The sequence below is a fragment of the Streptomyces sp. NPDC017202 genome, from assembly GCF_044331705.1.
Taxonomy (GTDB): Bacteria; Actinomycetota; Actinomycetes; order Streptomycetales; family Streptomycetaceae; genus Streptomyces.
The window spans coordinates 506,136-521,615 of record NZ_JBIRNP010000001.1 but is presented as its reverse complement, the minus strand read 5'-3'; the positions used below and the strand labels follow the sequence as shown (position 1 = coordinate 521,615).

Below are 15,480 nucleotides of genomic sequence, written 5' to 3'. Positions count from 1 at the left end.
CTACGCTCCGCCCACCGCCGTGAGCAGGGCCAGCGGGGCCGCCGCCGAGCGGGACTCCCGCACGCACGCGTGCGGGTACGGCACCGGTTCCGCGTGGGTGTCGCGGCCGTAGCCCGCGAGCACCTCCGGCAGGCGGTGGCCGGTCGCGGTGGCCGCGTCGACCAGCCCGTGCGCGACGGTGCGGGCCTCGTCGTGCAGGCCGTAGCGGGCCAGCCCCAGGGCGATCAGCGCGTTGTCGTGCGGCCACACCGAACCGCGGTGGTACGACAGCGGGTGGTACGCCGGCTGCCCGGCCGCCAGCGTGCGCACGCCCCAGCCGGAGAAGAAGTCCGGCTCCAGCAGTCGCCGGCCGACCAGTTCGCCGTACTCCTTGTCCAGCAGCCCCGACCACAGCAGGTGGCCGGCGTCCGAGGCGAGCGCGTCGACGTGGCGGCCCTCGCCGTCCAGCGCGAGCGCCGGGAAGGAGCGCTCGCGCATCCAGAAGTCCCGCTGGAAGCGGTCGCGTAGATCGGCGGCGGCCTGTTCGAGCAGGGCCGCGTAGGTGTCGTCCCGCCACGCCGCGCGCGCCACGAACGCGGTCCGGCGCAGCGCGTCGTACGCGTAGCCCTGGGCCCCGGCCGCCGTCACCGGGCCCGAGGGGCGGCTGCCGTCGGCCGAACAGATGGCGCCGGGGGAGTCCTTCCAGTTCTGGTTGGCGAGGCCGCCCTGGTCGGCGCGGTAGACCAGGTAGCCGCGCGAGGTGAGGCCGCCGTGGTCGAGCATCCAGCCGACGGCCGCGCGGGCGTGCGGCTCCAGCCGGCGGGCGAGGGCCGCGTCGCCGGTCTGTTCGACGTAGGCGCCGAGCAGGACGAGGAAGAGCGGGGTGGCGTCCACCGAGCCGTAGTAGCGGCCGTAGGGGACCTGATGGAAGTGGGCGAGTTCGCCGTGCCGCACCTCGTGGACGATCTTGCCGGGCTGGGCGACCGACTCCGGGCCGGTCTCGGTGGCCTGGGCCGCGGCCAGCGCGAGGAGCGTGGCGGCGGCCGGGGCGGGCCGGTAGGGCAGCGCGAAGAGCGAGGTGAGCAGGGCGTCGCGGCCCAGCAGGGTCAGGAACCAGGGGGCGCCGGCGGCCGGGACGCGCACTTCCTCCCCGTCCGGCCCGGTCGCGGGGACCTGGAGCGCGGCCAGGTCGGCGAGGCCCCGCGCGCAGGCGGCCGCCAGTTCGGGCCAGCCGGTGGGGAAGGCCACGCCCTCCACGAACGCCCCCTCCTCGGCGAGCAGCTTCGCGGTCAGCGCGGCGGGGGAGCCGGGGACGCGCAGGGCCCGCTTCTCGCCGTGCGGGCGGGCCATCACCCGCAGCGTCAGCTCGGCCGAGCCGTGCGGCTCCAGTTCCACGGTCCACACCAGGCGGCGGGCGCCGGTGCCGGTCTCCTCCACGCCGTCCGGCGCGGGGTCGGCGGTCACCGCCGTGAGGGACCGCCACTCGCCGCGCCGGTAGCTGAACTCCACCCCGTCGTCGAGGATCCGGCGGCCGCGGACCGCGCCGGTCTTGGCGTAGGTGCGGTGGTCGGAGCGGAGTTCGAACTGGTCGGTGAAGTCGGCGTCGACGGTGAGCGCCAGCCGGACCGTCAGCGGCGTTGGACGGTTGCCGACCACCCGCAGCGACTCGACGAACGAGCCCTCGCCCACCGCCTGTTCGCGGAAGACCGTGCACGACGGCGGCTCCGTGCGACCGCCGCGCGGTACGAGCACACAGCGCGCCGCGTCCCCGTCCGCGACGGGCACGAGCACCTCGGGCACCGCCCCGTCCACGGTGAGCTGCCAGCGGCTGAGGTGGCGCGCGTCCCTGACGAACAACCCGTCGGGGGATCCGGCGCCGCGCACGCCGCTGATGTCCCCGCGGTCACCGACGGCGGCGAACGTCCCGCCGTACACGAGCAGATGATGCCGGTCCGTCATCCCCGGTCCCCTCCCTTGAACGAGCTGTCGTCCCTGACGATGTCCGTGCCGCACGGCACGCCGTCCGTGTCGTGCAGCAGGTCGAGCATGAGCGCGGCGGTCCAGCTGAAGCCGGTCGCCCCGCAGGCCACGCCGGTGTACGGGTCGACGTACTCGGCGAAGTCCGAGGAGTCCGCGAGGTCCAGCACGGCCTCGCGCAGCGCGTCCGCGTCCGCCCGCTCGCCGTGCAGCCGCAGACCCCGCTCGACGAGCCAGGCGGTGTTGAACCAGGCCGGCCCCCGCCAGTAGCGGTGCGGGTCGAAGGCCTCGCCGAGCAGGTCGTAGCTGGGGGCGAGGCGGGTGGTGACACCCACCCCGAAGTGCGGGCCGCGCAGGGTGCGGACGAGAGCGGAGACGATCTCGCGGGGCAGGGCGGGCAGCAGCAGCGGGACCAGGCCGGCGACCCCGCGCTCCGGGATCAGGCCGCCGCCGCGCAGGTCCCGGCACAGGAACAGGCCCTCTGCGGGGTCCCACAGCCGGTCCACCAGCGCCGCCGTCAGCCGCTCCGCGCGCGCGTGCCGGGCGGTGCCGGTGGCCCCCAGCTCCCGCGCGATCCGGGCCAGCGCGTGCTCGGAGGCGATGAGCAGGGCGTTGAACGCGGGGTCCTCGACGGCGAAGGCGGCCCGGCCGTCTCCCCTTCCCCCGCCCGTCCCGTCCCCCCTTCCCCCGCCCGGCCCGTCCCGGTACCCGCCGTCCCGGTACCCCCCGTCCCGGTAGTCCGCCGCCAGCCGCACGTACCGCCCGTAGTCCAGGTCCGTCGGCCGGTCCTCCGGTGCCCCGTGGGCGAGGTCGGCGCGCCGGAAGGAGCGGGCCGGGGCCGGGGTGATCCGGGCGAGCGGCGCGTCCCACGAGGGGGCGTTGTCCATCCCCTGCTCCCAGGGATGCACGACCGACGCCAGACCGCCCCCGCCCAGGTCCCGCCGGTGCAGCAGGTAGCGGTGCCAGGCGGCCAGCCGGGGGTACACCCGGGCGAGGAAGCCGCGCGCCCGGGACAGCCCGGGGTCGGCGCGGTGCACCAGCCAGGCCGCCAGCGCGTGCACCGGTGGCTGCACGATGCCGGAGGTCTGTACGGTGCGCGGGGCGCCCGCAGCGCGCCCCGCGGTCGAGGAGCGCCAGAAGTCGGGGCTCGGGAAGTACGCGTCGAGCGGTACGGAGGGGTTGAAGACGATGTGCGGGATGCGCCCGTCGCCCCACTGGGCGTCCAGCAGCGTCTCCAGCTCGGTCTGCGCCCGGCGCGGGGAGACGTGCCGCAGCCCGATCGCGACGAACGCCGAGTCCCAGGACCACTGGTGCGGGTACAGGCCGCGCGAGGGCACCGTCGAGGTTCCCGTCCAGTTGCCGTCCAGCACCTCCACGGCCCTGAGGTGCGGCGACCCGGCCGCGGTGGTCGGATCGTATACGGAGGGGTACTCCGCGGGACGGGCGACGAGCTGGGCAGTGCGATCCACTCGGGCTCCCCGAAGAACGACGACGACGAGGCCACCGTCGACCGGTTCGGCAGTGGCTACCGTGGGGTTACGTCTATTTAACACGCAGAACTCAATATGTAATGCAGGATTGAGAAACACAAGGGGGTGCGCATGACCGGACAGCCCGGACGGACGGGCAGGGGCGGCGGTCAGGCCGGCGCCGGAGACCTGCTCGCGCTGGTACGCACCGGCCGGGCCACCACGCGAGGTGCCCTCCAACAGGCCACCGGACTCTCCCGGGCCACGGTCGGGCAACGCCTGGACCGCCTCTTCCGCGCGGGCTGGCTGCGCGAGGGCGCGGGCGGCCCCGTCGACTCCCCGCTGGGCGGCCGCCCCTCCATCACGCTCGAGTTCGACGACGCGCACGCCGTCGTCCTCGCCGCCGACCTCGACACCCGCCACGCGCGCGCGGCCGTGCTGTCCCTGACCGGCGAGGTCCTCGCCGAGCACTCGGGCACGCTGGCCGTCGAGGACGGCCCCGACACCGTGCTCGGCGAGCTGGGCGGCTGGTTCGCGGAACTGCTGGAGAAGGCCGGCCACCGCGCGGACGAGGTGTGCGGCATCGGCCTCGCCGTGCCCGGCCCGGTCGACAGCGAGACCGGCCTGGTGGTCCAGCCGCCGATCATGCCCGGCTGGGACGGCTACGACATCCGCGGCCGGCTCGCCAGGGCGTTCACGGAACGCGCGGGCACCGCGCCCGTCCCCGTCCTCGTCGACAACGACGCCAACCTCATGGCCTACGGCGAGCAGCGCACCGGATACCCCGACTGCTCGGCGTTCGTGCTGGTCAAGGTGTCCACCGGCATCGGCGCCGGGGTCGTGGTGGGCGGCGAGATCTTCCGGGGCGTCGACGGCGGCGCCGGCGACATCGGGCACATCCGGGTGGGCTCCGAGGCGCTGTGCCGCTGCGGCTCCCACGGCTGTCTCGCGGCCGTCGCCAGCGGCGGCGCGGTGGCCCGCAGGCTGGCCGAGACCGGGGTGCCCGCGGCCTCCGGCTCGGACGTGCGGGACCTGCTCGCCGCCGGGCATCCGGGCGCGGCCGCGCTGGCCCGCGAGGCCGGGCGCCAGGTCGGCGACGTGCTGGCGACCGTCGTGACACTGCTCAACCCGGGCGTGCTGATGATCGCCGGGGACCTCGCCGGCACCTCCTTCGTCACCGGCGTGCGCGAGCTGCTGTACCAGCGGGCGCTGCCCCGCTCCACGGCCCGCCTGGAGGTGGTGACCTCCCGGCTGGGGGAGCGGGCGGGGCTGGTGGGGGCCGGCGCGCTGGTGGTGGAGCACCTGTACGCGCCCGGGCGGGTGGAGGAGCGGCTGCTGGCGCTGGGGGTGTGACGGGGGCGGGCGCCGGGTGTGCGGGCGGCGGTGCACGCCGGGCGTACGACTGCGGCCGGGGTCGGGCGGCGGTCGTGTGACGAGCGCGTTTCCGTTCGGAGGCGGGTCCGGGTCGCGTCCGGGGAAGCGTCCGGATGGTGAAATCCGACGGCCTGTGGAAGCGTGATTCTCGCCACCCTTGATAGCGGTAGTGCTCAGATGAGCAGCACGCGCTCGTTTGCACTTCCTCAAGGGGTGGCACTCAGTGCCACCCCTTGATCGTTCATCGATCGAAATCAAGCGTGGCGACGGGCGCTCACATGAGCGCAAAATGGGGCGTGTGAAGAGGGATGCGTTCAAGAAGTGAAAACACCGGCCGCTCCGCGCTTGCCGAGCTTTGACTTTCGATCCGGTGGCGGACGACTGGTTACAGGCGTATGACGCACAAGTGGACGTACCCAGGTGCCTTCGATCTGGGTATGTTCCTGGCCGTCAGGGCAGCCACCGCGTCCTCGAGGAGTCGAGACCCGTGTCGGAAAAAAAAGATCTCCCGGTAGCCGGAACGGCCACGAGTGTTGAGGCCGTGAAGTTCGTCTACGACTTCACCGAGGGCAACAAGAACCTCAAGGACCTCCTCGGGGGCAAGGGCGCCAACCTCGCCGAGATGACCAACCTCGGCCTGCCGGTGCCCCCCGGCTTCACCATCACCACCGAGGCCTGCAAGGTCTACCTCGACAGCGGTGAGGAACCGGCGGCACTGCGTGACGAGGTGAGTGCGCACCTCGACGCCCTGGAAGAGAAGATGGGCAAGAAGCTCGGCCAGGCCGACGACCCCCTGCTCGTCTCCGTCCGCTCCGGCGCCAAGTTCTCGATGCCCGGCATGATGGACACCGTCCTCAACATCGGCCTCTCCGACAAGTCGGTCCAGGGCCTGGCCAAGCAGGCCGGCGACGACCGCTTCGCCTGGGACTCCTACCGGCGCCTCATCCAGATGTTCGGCAAGACCGTCCTCGGCGTCGACGGCGACCTCTTCGAGGAGGCGCTGGAGGCCGCCAAGGCGGCCAAGAAGGTCACGGTCGACACCGAGCTGGAGGCCGCCGACCTCAAGAAGCTCGTCACCAGGTTCAAGAAGATCGTCAAGACCGAGGCCGGCCGGGACTTCCCGCAGGACCCGCGCGAGCAGATGGACCTGGCCATCCACGCGGTCTTCGACTCCTGGAACACCGACCGCGCCAAGCTCTACCGCCGTCAGGAGCGCATCCCGCACGACCTGGGCACCGCCGTCAACGTCTGCTCGATGGTCTTCGGCAACCTCGGCCCCGACTCCGGCACCGGCGTCGCCTTCACCCGCGACCCCGCCTCCGGCCACCAGGGCGTCTACGGCGACTACCTCCAGAACGCCCAGGGCGAGGACGTCGTCGCCGGCATCCGCAACACGGTCCCGCTCGCCGAGCTGGAGTCCATCGACAAGAAGTCGTACGACCAGCTGATGCAGATCATGGAGACGCTGGAGAACCACTACAAGGACCTCTGCGACATCGAGTTCACCATCGAGCGCGGTCAGCTGTGGATGCTCCAGACCCGGGTCGGCAAGCGCACGGCCGGCGCCGCCTTCCGCATCGCCACCCAGCTCGTCGACCAGGGCCTCATCGACGAGACCGAGGCCCTCCAGCGGGTCAACGGCGCCCAGCTCGCCCAGCTGATGTTCCCCCGCTTCGACGAGCACGCCAAGGCCGCGCAGGTCGGCCGGGGCATCGCCGCCTCCCCGGGCGCCGCGGTCGGCAAGGCGGTCTTCGACTCCTACACCGCCGTCAAGTGGTCCCGCTCGGGCGAGAAGGTCATCCTGGTCCGCCGCGAGACCAACCCCGACGACCTCGACGGCATGATCGCGGCCGAGGGCATCCTCACCTCGCGCGGCGGCAAGACCTCGCACGCGGCGGTCGTCGCCCGCGGCATGGGCAAGACCTGCGTCTGCGGCGCGGAGGAGCTGGAGGTCGACACCAAGCGCCGCCGGATGACGGTGCCCGGCGGGCACGTCGTCGAGGAGGGCGACCTGATCTCGATCGACGGCTCGTCCGGCAAGGTCTACCTGGGCGAGGTCCCGGTGGTCCCGTCCCCCGTCGTGGAGTACTTCGAGGGCCGCATGCACGCCGGCGCCAACGACGCCGACGAACTGGTCGAGGCCGTGCACCGGATCATGGCGTTCGCCGACCGCAAGCGCCGCCTGCGGGTCCGCGCCAACGCGGACAACGCCGAGGACGCGCTGCGCGCCCGTCGCTTCGGCGCCCAGGGCATCGGCCTGTGCCGCACCGAGCACATGTTCCTCGGCGACCGCCGTGAACTGGTCGAGCGCCTGATCCTGGCGGACACGGAGGCCGAGCGCGAGGAGTCGCTGGCGGCGCTCCTGCCGCTCCAGAAGAAGGACTTCGTGGAGCTGTTCTCGGCGATGGACGGCCTGCCCGTCACCGTCCGCCTCCTCGACCCGCCGCTGCACGAGTTCCTCCCCGACATCACCGAGCTGTCGGTGCGCGTGGCGCTCGCGGAGTCCCGCCAGGAGCCCCACGAGAACGAACTGCGCCTGCTCCAGGCGGTCCACCGCCTCCACGAGCAGAACCCGATGCTGGGCCTGCGCGGCGTACGCCTCGGCCTGGTCATCCCCGGCCTGTTCACCATGCAGGTCCGCGCCATCGCCGAGGCCGCGGCCGAGCGCAAGAACGCCAAGGGCGACCCGCGCGCCGAGATCATGATCCCGCTCGTCGGCACCGTCCAGGAGCTGGAGATCGTCCGCGAGGAGGCCGACCAGGTCGTCGCCGAGGTCGAGGCGGCCACGGGCGTGTCGCTGAAGCTGTCCATCGGCACGATGATCGAGCTGCCGCGCGCCGCGCTGACCGCCGGTCAGATCGCGGAGGCGGCGGAGTTCTTCTCCTTCGGCACGAACGACCTCACCCAGACCGTGTGGGGCTTCAGCCGCGACGACGTCGAGGCCTCCTTCTTCACCGCCTACCTGGAGAAGGGCATCTTCGGGGTCTCCCCCTTCGAGACCATCGACAAGGACGGCGTCGGCTCCCTCGTGAAGGCCGCCGCCGAAGCCGGCCGCGCGACCCGCCCCGACCTGAAGCTCGGCGTCTGCGGCGAGCACGGCGGCGACCCGGAGTCCGTGCACTTCTTCCACGAGGTCGGCCTCGACTACGTGTCCTGCTCCCCCTTCCGCATCCCGGTCGCCCGCCTCGAGGCGGGCCGGGCGGCGACCCAGTCGGAGGGCAGCGACCACCGCTGAGCCGGGGGGTGGGGGACAGTCCCCTGACGGTCCGTCCCCCACCCCTCTCCACACCCGGAGCCGCTGCGGTCCCCGACCCTCAGCACCGATCGCGGCGGCTCCGGCGCACCGAGAGAGGGCGGCACCCTGTGCGGGGGTGCCGCCCTCTCGCGCCGTTCCCGGCTCGCGCCGTTCCCGGCTCGCGCCGTTCCCGGCTCGCGCCGTTCCCGGCTCGCGCCGTTCCCGGCTCGCGCCGTTCCCGGCTCGCGCCGCCCTTCCGCGGTCCGCTACTCGCAGCCCGTTCCGTCGCCGTCCCGGTCCAGGTGCCGGCCGTAGCCGGGGTCGCCCGCGTGGACGGGGGCCGCGCCCGCGGCCCTGGCCTCGGTGCAGTTGGCGTAGTAGGCGCTGTCGGAACCCCCCGCGCCCCCCGAGTCGCCGGAGCCCCCCGAACTGCTGCCGTACGAGCCGCTGTCGTCGTCCGCCGCCGGCTCGGCCGTGACCGTCCTGGTCACCTTCACCGTCTCCGTCGCGGTCACCGTCTGCGCCGGCTCCGGGGCGGCGGTCGCGGTGGCGGTCGCGGTGGCGGTGGCCGTCGTCGTCACCGTGACCGTCGGCCGGGGCTTGGCGGAGAGGGGTTCCGCGTCCTTCGCGGAGTCCTCGGCACTCCCGCCCATGCCGACCCCGACGAACAGGGCGAGGGCGAGCGCGGGCAGGACATAGCGCTTGCGGGCCCATCTCGGCGCGGGGCGGGTGGTGGTGTACGGGTTGCTCATGTCGTCCCCCTGAGACGGTGGTGTCAGAGGGACGACCGTAGGGCGCCGGGACGGAGCGTGAAGGCTTCGTGGCTGATCCGTGATGAAGATGTGTGCGGCACCCATCCGGGTGGGCGGGGTCCGCGGGCTGGTGGAGCGGGCACCGGGCGGGTGGGGACGGTGCCCGTGCAGGGGTCAGGCCCGGAACGGGCCCCTCACCTCGTACGTGATGCCGCCGGAGGAGCTGCCCGAGGTGCCGCGCTGGCTGGAGAAGTACAGGCGGGTGCCGTCGGGGGAGAAGGCCGGGCCGGTGATCTCCGAGCCCGACTGGCCGTCGACGCGCAGGAACGGGGCGACCACGTCGGCCGGGGTGATCACGCAGATCTCCATATTGCCGCCGTCCTCCGCGACGAACAGGTCACCGGAGGCGGAGCCGGTGATGTTGTCGACCCCGGTGAGCGGTGCCGTGCCGGAGACCAGGGAGTCGTCGTAGGCCAGCTCGTAGGTGTTGTTCACCAGGTTCAGCTGCCAGACCCGGTTGTCGCCCTTCGTGGTGAACCAGACGGTGTCGTCCGCGTAGTGGCAGCCCTCGCCGCCGTTGAAGGACTTCGCGCCGGACACCTGGGTGCGGGTGGTGGTGGGGGAGCCGTCCGGGTCGGGGACGTTCGCCCAGGTGAAGGAGCCGGACGTGGCGCTGCCGGCGACCATCACCTGGAGCGTGCCGGAGGCCAGGCTGCCCCAGGTCGTCGGCACGAAGCGGTAGAAGCGGCCGTCCGTCTCGTCCTCGGTCAGGTAGACCACCTTGCGCACCGGGTCGGCGGCGGCCGCCTCGTGCTTGAAGCGGCCCATCGCCGGCCGCTGCACGGCCGCGTTCACGCCCCACGGGTCCGTCTCGTAGACGTGGCCCAGCGACACCTCCTCGCACGACAGCCAGGTGTTCCACGGGGTCTTCCCGCCCGCGCAGTTCTGCCGCGTGCCGGACAGGATGCGGTACGCGCCGGTCACCGTGCCCGTCGAGGAGAACCGCACCGCGCTCGCTCCGCCGGACGGGTTGATCTCCGAGTTGGAGACGTAGATCCAGCCCGTGCCGTCCGCGTAGCAGGCGCCTCCGTCGGGGGCGTTGTGCCACGTGTACGACGTGCCGGGCACGGTCTGCCCGGAGCGGGCGATCACCCGGCTGGTGAAGCCGCTCGGAAGCCTGATGCCGTTGGCGTCCGGCGAGCCGAGCGCCCCGTACGGGCTCGCGCCGGGCTGTGCCGGCGCGGCGTACGCGGCGCCGCGCCACAGGGTTCCGCCGAGCACGGCGGAGGACCCGCCGAGGACGGCCGCACGCAGGACAGTACGACGTTCCACGCTCACTCCCAAGGGGTGTCGTGACACCCCGCGGCCGGCCGGCCGCGGGGGTCGTGCGGTCAGGGAGACTACGAGCGCAGGGTGACCGTGTCGTGGACACGCCGTGACGAGGAAATGCCTAGGCTGGGGACAGCAACGGAGGGAGCACGGCCATGACCGGCTGGAACACGCACGACATCCCCGACCAGAGCGGCCGCACCGCCGTCGTCACCGGCGCCAACGGCGGGCTCGGCTACGTCACCGCGCGGGAGCTGGCCCGCAGAGGCGCGCGGGTCGTCCTCGCCTGCCGCAGCGAGACCCGGGGGCGGGAGGCCGTGGCCCGGCTGACCGGTGAAGTGCCGGGCGCGGAAGTGGAGTTGGGGAGGCTGGATCTCGGGGACCTGGCCTCCGTCCGGGAGTTCGCCCGGCCGTACGCCCGGCTCGACCTGCTGGTCAACAACGCGGGCGTGATGGCGATGCCGTACGGCACGACCGCCGACGGGTTCGAGACGCAGTTCGGCGTGAACCACCTCGGCCACTTCGCCCTCACCGGACTGCTCATGCCCGCGCTGCTCGCCGCGCCCCGGGCCCGCGTGGTGACCGTCTCCAGCATGGCCCACCTGCTCGGCACCATCGATCCCGGCGACCTCAACAGCGAACGGAGGTACCGGCGTTGGATCGCCTACGGCCGTTCCAAGACCGCCAACCTGCTGTTCACGCACGAGCTGGCGCGCCGGCTGGAGGCGTCCGGCGCGCAGGTGATCGCGGCGGCCGCGCATCCCGGGTACGCGGCGACCGGCCTCCAGACGGCCGGACCGCGTGCGCAGGGCCGCCGGACCGCCGAGCGGCTCATGTCCGCGGGCAACCGTGTCTTCGCCCAGTCCGCCGAGGTCGGCGCCCTGCCCGTCCTGTACGCCGCGACCGCGCCGGACGTACGCCCCGACTCCTTCACCGGCCCGTCCCTCGCGATGTGGCGAGGGGCGCCCGCTCCCTCGTGGCGGGCGCCCTGGACCCTCGACGACCGGGCGGGCCGCCGCCTGTGGACGGAGTCGGAACGGCTGACCGGGGTGTCGTACGCCGGCCTCGACGGCTGACCGGGCGCCCGCGCCGGCGTCCGCGCGAGCGCCCGGCAGGCAGGCCGGCCGGCCGGCCGGAGGTCAGCCCGCCGCCCGCACCTCGTACGTCGTGATGCGGACCGCGTCGTCGTCCAGGCACTGCCCGCTGCGCAGGTCGAAGCGCTGCTTGAGCAGGGGCGAGGCGACGAACGGCCGCCCCTGCGCCGAGCCGGTCAGACCGCGGGAGAGGACCGCCGCGCCGCTGAACGGGTCGCGGTTGTCCACCGCGTACAGCTCCCCCGCCCGGTCCCGGAACAGGGCCGCCTGGCGGCCGTCCGGCAGGAGCGCCGCCACGCCGCGGCCGGGGACCAGCAGGCTCAGGTCGCAGACCGTGAACCAGTCCTCGCCGAGCTGGAGCTGCACCTTCAGGTCGGTCGTCTCGAGTGCCAGGGTCATCGCTGGGCGCTCCCTTCCAGGGGACGGTGGCCGATGGAGAGCAGCGGCAGATCGGGCTTGATCTGGTCGCGCTCGGGGACGAAGCCGACGACCGGGTCGGGGGTGTCCGGCGCGTTGACGAAGGACACGAACCGGGCCAGCTTCTCGGGGTCGTTGATGGTGGTCGCCCACTCGTCGGCGTAGTTGGCCACGTGCGCGGCCATCAGGGACTCCAGCTCCTCGCAGATGCCGAGGGAGTCCTCCACGACCACGTCCCGCACGTGGTCCAGGCCGCCGGGGATGCGCTCCAGCCAGGTCGAGGTGCGCTCCAGCCGGTCGGCGGTGCGGATGTAGAACATCAGGAACCGGTCGATCAGACGGATCAGTTCCGCGTCGGTGAGGTCCTGGGCGAGGAGGTCGGCGTGGCGCGGGGTGGCGCCGCCGTTGCCGCCGACGTACAGGTTCCAGCCGTTGGAGGTGGCGATGACGCCGAAGTCCTTCGACTGGGCCTCGGCGCACTCGCGGGCGCAGCCGGAGACGGCGGACTTCAGCTTGTGCGGGGAGCGCAGGCCCCGGTAGCGCAGCTCCAGGTCGATCGCCATGCGGACGGAGTCCTGGACGCCGTAGCGGCACCAGGTCTGCCCGACGCAGGACTTCACGGTGCGCAGGGACTTGCCGTAGGCGTGGCCCGACTCGAAGCCGGCGTCGACCAGGCGGGCCCAGATCAGGGGGAGTTGTTCCACGCGGGCGCCGAACATGTCGATCCGCTGGCCGCCGGTGATCTTCGTGTAGAGACCGAAGTCGCGGGCGATCTCGCCGATGACGATCAGGCCCTCGGGGGTCACCTCGCCGCCGGGGATGCGCGGCACCACCGAATAGGAGCCGTTCTTCTGGAGGTTGGCGAGGAAGTGGTCGTTGGTCTCCTGCAGCGCGGCCTGCTCGCCGTCCAGGACGTAGCCGCTCGCGCCGATCACGGGGGCGAGGGAGGCGATGATCGAGCCGATCGCGGGCTTGCAGACGTCGCAGCCGTCGCCACCCCGCGCGCCGTCGCGGCCGTAGCGGTCGAGCAGGTCCTGGTAGGTGTTGACGCGCAGGGCGAGGACGATCTCGTACAGCTCCTCGCGGGTCTGCGCGAAGCAGCCGCACAGGCCCTTGTCGACCTCGACGCCGCTCGCCTCCAGCTCGGCGGTGACGAGCTGGCCGAGGACCTTGACGCAACTGCCGCAGCCGGTACCGGCCTTGGTGCACTTCTTCACCTCGGGCACGGTGGTGCAGTGGTGCTCGGTGACCGCGCCGCGGATGGTGCCCTTGGTGACGTTGTGGCAGGAGCAGATCACCGCGTCGTCGGGGAGCGCGGACGGGCCGAGCTGGGCGCCGCCGCCGGCCCCGGCGGGCAGGACCAGCGACTCGGGGGAGACCGGCGGGACGGAGCCGGTGAGGGCGCGCAGGGTGCCGTAGGCGTCGGCGTCGCCGATCAGGATGCCGCCCAGCAGGGTGCCGTCGCGGCCGATGACCAGCTTCTTGTACAGGCCCGAACGGGAGTCGGAGTACACGACGTCCAGGCAGTCCTCGGCGGTGCCGTGCGCGTCGCCGAAGGAGGCCACGTCGACGCCGAGCAGCTTCAGCTTGGTGGAGAGGTCGGCGCCGGTGAACGACTTCTGCTCGCCCTCGCCCTCGCCCTCGCCCTCGTCGGCGGCGATGGCCGCGGCCGCCGTCTCGGCCTGCTCGTAGCCGGGGGCGACCAGGCCGTACACCCGGCCGTCGGCGGCCAGCGCGCACTCGCCGATCGCGAAGACGTGCGGGTCGGAGACCGTGCGGCACCGCTCGTCGACGGCGATGCCGCCGCGCTCGCCGACCGTGAGGCCGCAGGCGCGGGCCAGCTGGTCGCGCGGGCGGACACCGGCGCTGAACACCACCAGGTCGGTGGCCAGTTCGGAGCCGTCGGACAGCTTCATGCCGGTGACGGCACCGGAGGCGTCCGTCACGATCTCCTGGGTGCCGACGCCCGTGTGGACGCTCAGGCCCATCTCCTCGATGGTGCGCAGCAGCGCCGCGCCACCGCCCTCGTCGACCTGCACCGGCATCAGGCGCGGCGCGAACTCCACGATGTGGGAGGTGAGTCCGAGGCCCTGCAGCGCGCCCGCGGCCTCCAGGCCGAGCAGACCGCCGCCGACGACGGCGCCCGTCGTGGCCCGCGACTTCGCGTACTCCTCGATGGCGAGGAGGTCCTCGATCGTGCGGTAGACGAAGCAGCCCTCGGCGTCCTTGTTCGGGACCGGCGGCACGAACGGGTAGGAGCCGGTGGCCAGCACCAGCACGTCGTAGTCGACGACCAGGCCGGAACGGGCGGTCACCCTGCGGGCGTCACGGTCGACGGTCTCCGCCGGGTCGCCGACGTGCAGCTCGATGCCGTGGTCCTCGATGAACCCCGGGTCGGTCAGGGAGAGGTCCTCGGGCGTCTTCCCCGAGAAGTACGAGGTGAGCTGGACGCGGTCGTACGCGGGACGCGGCTCCTCGCACAGCACGACCACGCGGTGCGTGGCGGTCAGGCCGCGGTCGGCGAGTGCCTCGAGGAAGCGCTGGCCGACCATGCCGTGGCCGACGAGGACGATCGTGGGGGTGGCCCCCGGGGCGGCGGTCATTCAGGGCCTCCATCGTTGGTGAGCAGGTGGAGCAGGGGGCCGTCGTCGGGGAGCGGCTCTGCTCCCTCCCAGGCGCGGGCGAGCGCGCCGACGGTGCCGAGTTCGCCGACCAGCACGCCGCCGACCAGACGGTCGTCGCGGACGACGACCTTGCGGTAGGTGCCGCGGGTGGCGTCGGCGAGCTGGACGACGTCGTCGCCGGGGCGCGCCTCGGTCTCGCCGAACGCGGCGAGGTCGAACGCGCCGAGGTCGAACGCGGTGCGGCCGGGGCCGGCGTGCCCGTGGAGCGTGAGGCGGGTGAGGGAACGCGTCCCCGCGTAGCGGGCGCCGGCCGAACCGGTGAGCAGCTCGGCCAGCACGTCCGCCTGTTCCAGCGCGGGCGCGGCGAGCCCGTAGACCTCGCCCCCGTGCTGGACGCAGTCCCCGATCGCGCGGATGTGCGGGTCGGAGGTGCGCAGTTCGTCGTCGACGAGGACGCCCTTGTGGACGGCGAGGCCGGCGTCCTTCGCGAGGCCGGTGCGCGGGTGGACGCCGCAGGCCAGGACCACCAGGTCGGCGTCGAGGGCGTATCCGTCGGCCATCTCCACCGAGCGGACGGCGCCGCCGACGCAGGCCACGTCACGGACCCGGCACTCGGTGTGCACCTCGACGCCGAGGTCCCGCAGGTGCCGCAGCACCAGCGCCGAGGCACCGGGGTCGAGCTGGCGTTCCATGAGCCGTTCGGACTGCTGGGCGAGGACCACCTGCGCGCCGCGGGCGGCGAGCGCGCGGGCGGCGGAGACCCCGAGGAGCCCGCCGCCGACGACGACGGCCCGCACGCCCGGCCGGACCGCCTTCGACAGCCCCAGGCAGTCGTCCATGGTGCGGAAGGCGTGGACGCCCTCGGGCAGTTCACGGTCCGGCGTGAACAGTCCGCGCAGCGGCGGCAGCACCGGGTTGGAGCCGGTGGCCAGCACCAGCGTGCCGTAGGCGATCTCCGAGCCGTCCGCGCAGGCCAGGCTGCGCCGCTCGCGGTCGATGCCGGTCACCCGGGTCCGGACCAGTTCGGCCGGCGCGGGCAGCGCGATCACCTCGGGGGCGTACCGGCCGGCCAGCACCTCGGCGAGCAGGACCCGGTTGTAGGGCCGGTGCTCCTCCTCGCCGATCAGCAGGGCGGGCGTGCCCAGCTCACCGAGCCGGCGGGCCAGGCGTACACCCGCCAGGCCGGCTCCGATCACCACCACACGCTCGTTCGAGGTCATGACACCGAGC

General features: G+C 73.4%; 10 protein-coding genes. 3 read left to right on the top strand and 7 right to left on the bottom strand.

From position 1 onward, the window contains the following. Together ACH4N1_RS02175 and ACH4N1_RS02170 are read right to left on the bottom strand one after the other, a co-directional pair. On the bottom strand, window positions 1-1,938 hold the full coding sequence (locus ACH4N1_RS02175; RefSeq protein WP_398093873.1) for a glycogen debranching N-terminal domain-containing protein: 1,938 nt from the start codon (window positions 1,936-1,938) through the stop codon (window positions 1-3). Then, window positions 1,935-3,425 carry an MGH1-like glycoside hydrolase domain-containing protein gene (locus tag ACH4N1_RS02170; RefSeq protein WP_398093871.1) on the bottom strand — a complete coding sequence of 497 codons (1,491 nt, stop codon included), beginning with the start codon at window positions 3,423-3,425 and terminating at the stop codon, window positions 1,935-1,937. Before ACH4N1_RS02170 ends, ACH4N1_RS02175 begins: the two co-directional genes overlap by 4 nt. 132 nt (window positions 3,426-3,557) lie before the next feature. Between ACH4N1_RS02170 and ACH4N1_RS02165 the strand changes: the two genes are divergently transcribed. Together ACH4N1_RS02165 and ppdK are read left to right on the top strand one after the other, a co-directional pair. After that, entirely contained in the window at window positions 3,558-4,778 is a 1,221-nt protein-coding gene (locus ACH4N1_RS02165) for an ROK family protein (protein WP_398093869.1), read from the top strand. A 508-nt stretch (window positions 4,779-5,286) separates the two neighbouring features. Continuing rightward, window positions 5,287-8,034, top strand: coding sequence for a pyruvate, phosphate dikinase (ppdK, locus tag ACH4N1_RS02160; RefSeq protein WP_398093867.1), 2,748 nt, complete (start codon window positions 5,287-5,289; stop codon window positions 8,032-8,034). A gap of 266 nt (window positions 8,035-8,300) precedes the next feature. Here ppdK and ACH4N1_RS02155 read toward each other — a convergent pair whose 3' ends face one another. Continuing rightward, window positions 8,301-8,786, bottom strand: a complete 486-nt coding sequence (locus tag ACH4N1_RS02155; RefSeq protein ID WP_398093865.1) for an excalibur calcium-binding domain-containing protein — start codon at window positions 8,784-8,786, stop codon at window positions 8,301-8,303. 174 nt (window positions 8,787-8,960) lie between these two features. After that, a complete protein-coding gene (locus tag ACH4N1_RS02150; RefSeq protein WP_398093863.1) occupies window positions 8,961-10,118 on the bottom strand; it encodes an alkaline phosphatase PhoX in 1,158 nt (385 codons plus the stop codon). A gap of 152 nt (window positions 10,119-10,270) precedes the next feature. Between ACH4N1_RS02150 and ACH4N1_RS02145 the strand changes: the two genes are divergently transcribed. Beyond that, a complete protein-coding gene (locus tag ACH4N1_RS02145; protein ID WP_398093861.1) occupies window positions 10,271-11,191 on the top strand; it encodes an oxidoreductase in 921 nt (306 codons plus the stop codon). A gap of 63 nt (window positions 11,192-11,254) precedes the next feature. Here the strand turns inward: ACH4N1_RS02145 and nirD are convergent, their stop codons facing one another. Genes nirD through ACH4N1_RS02130 form a run of 3 tightly spaced genes read right to left on the bottom strand, consistent with a single transcriptional unit; the run spans window position 11,255 to window position 15,470 of the window. Further along, the gene (nirD, locus tag ACH4N1_RS02140; protein ID WP_363088144.1) at window positions 11,255-11,608 is read right to left on the bottom strand and encodes a nitrite reductase small subunit NirD; all 354 of its coding nucleotides are present in this window, start codon (window positions 11,606-11,608) and stop codon (window positions 11,255-11,257) included. Beyond that, the gene (gene nirB, locus ACH4N1_RS02135) at window positions 11,605-14,229 is read right to left on the bottom strand and encodes a nitrite reductase large subunit NirB (RefSeq protein WP_398093859.1); all 2,625 of its coding nucleotides are present in this window, start codon (window positions 14,227-14,229) and stop codon (window positions 11,605-11,607) included. The genes nirD and nirB overlap by 4 nt, the downstream gene beginning before the upstream one ends. Then, complete coding sequence (locus ACH4N1_RS02130; RefSeq protein WP_398093858.1) at window positions 14,226-15,470, bottom strand: NAD(P)/FAD-dependent oxidoreductase; 1,245 nt, start codon at window positions 15,468-15,470, stop codon at window positions 14,226-14,228. The genes nirB and ACH4N1_RS02130 overlap by 4 nt, the downstream gene beginning before the upstream one ends. Window positions 15,471-15,480: the final 10 nt, after the last annotated feature.

Bases quoted from the DNA above. Each gene is read 5' to 3' on its own strand.
- nirB (WP_398093859.1), bottom strand. From the start codon at position 14,229: ATGACCGCCGCCCCGGGGGCCACCCCCACGATCGTCCTCGTCGGCCAC.
- ACH4N1_RS02155 (WP_398093865.1), bottom strand. From the start codon at position 8,786: ATGAGCAACCCGTACACCACCACCCGCCCCGCGCCGAGATGGGCCCGC.
- nirD (WP_363088144.1), bottom strand. From the start codon at position 11,608: ATGACCCTGGCACTCGAGACGACCGACCTGAAGGTGCAGCTCCAGCTC.
- ACH4N1_RS02165 (WP_398093869.1), top strand. From the start codon at position 3,558: ATGACCGGACAGCCCGGACGGACGGGCAGGGGCGGCGGTCAGGCCGGC.
- ACH4N1_RS02145 (WP_398093861.1), top strand. From the start codon at position 10,271: ATGACCGGCTGGAACACGCACGACATCCCCGACCAGAGCGGCCGCACC.
- ACH4N1_RS02175 (WP_398093873.1), bottom strand. From the start codon at position 1,938: ATGACGGACCGGCATCATCTGCTCGTGTACGGCGGGACGTTCGCCGCC.
- ACH4N1_RS02130 (WP_398093858.1), bottom strand. From the start codon at position 15,470: ATGACCTCGAACGAGCGTGTGGTGGTGATCGGAGCCGGCCTGGCGGGT.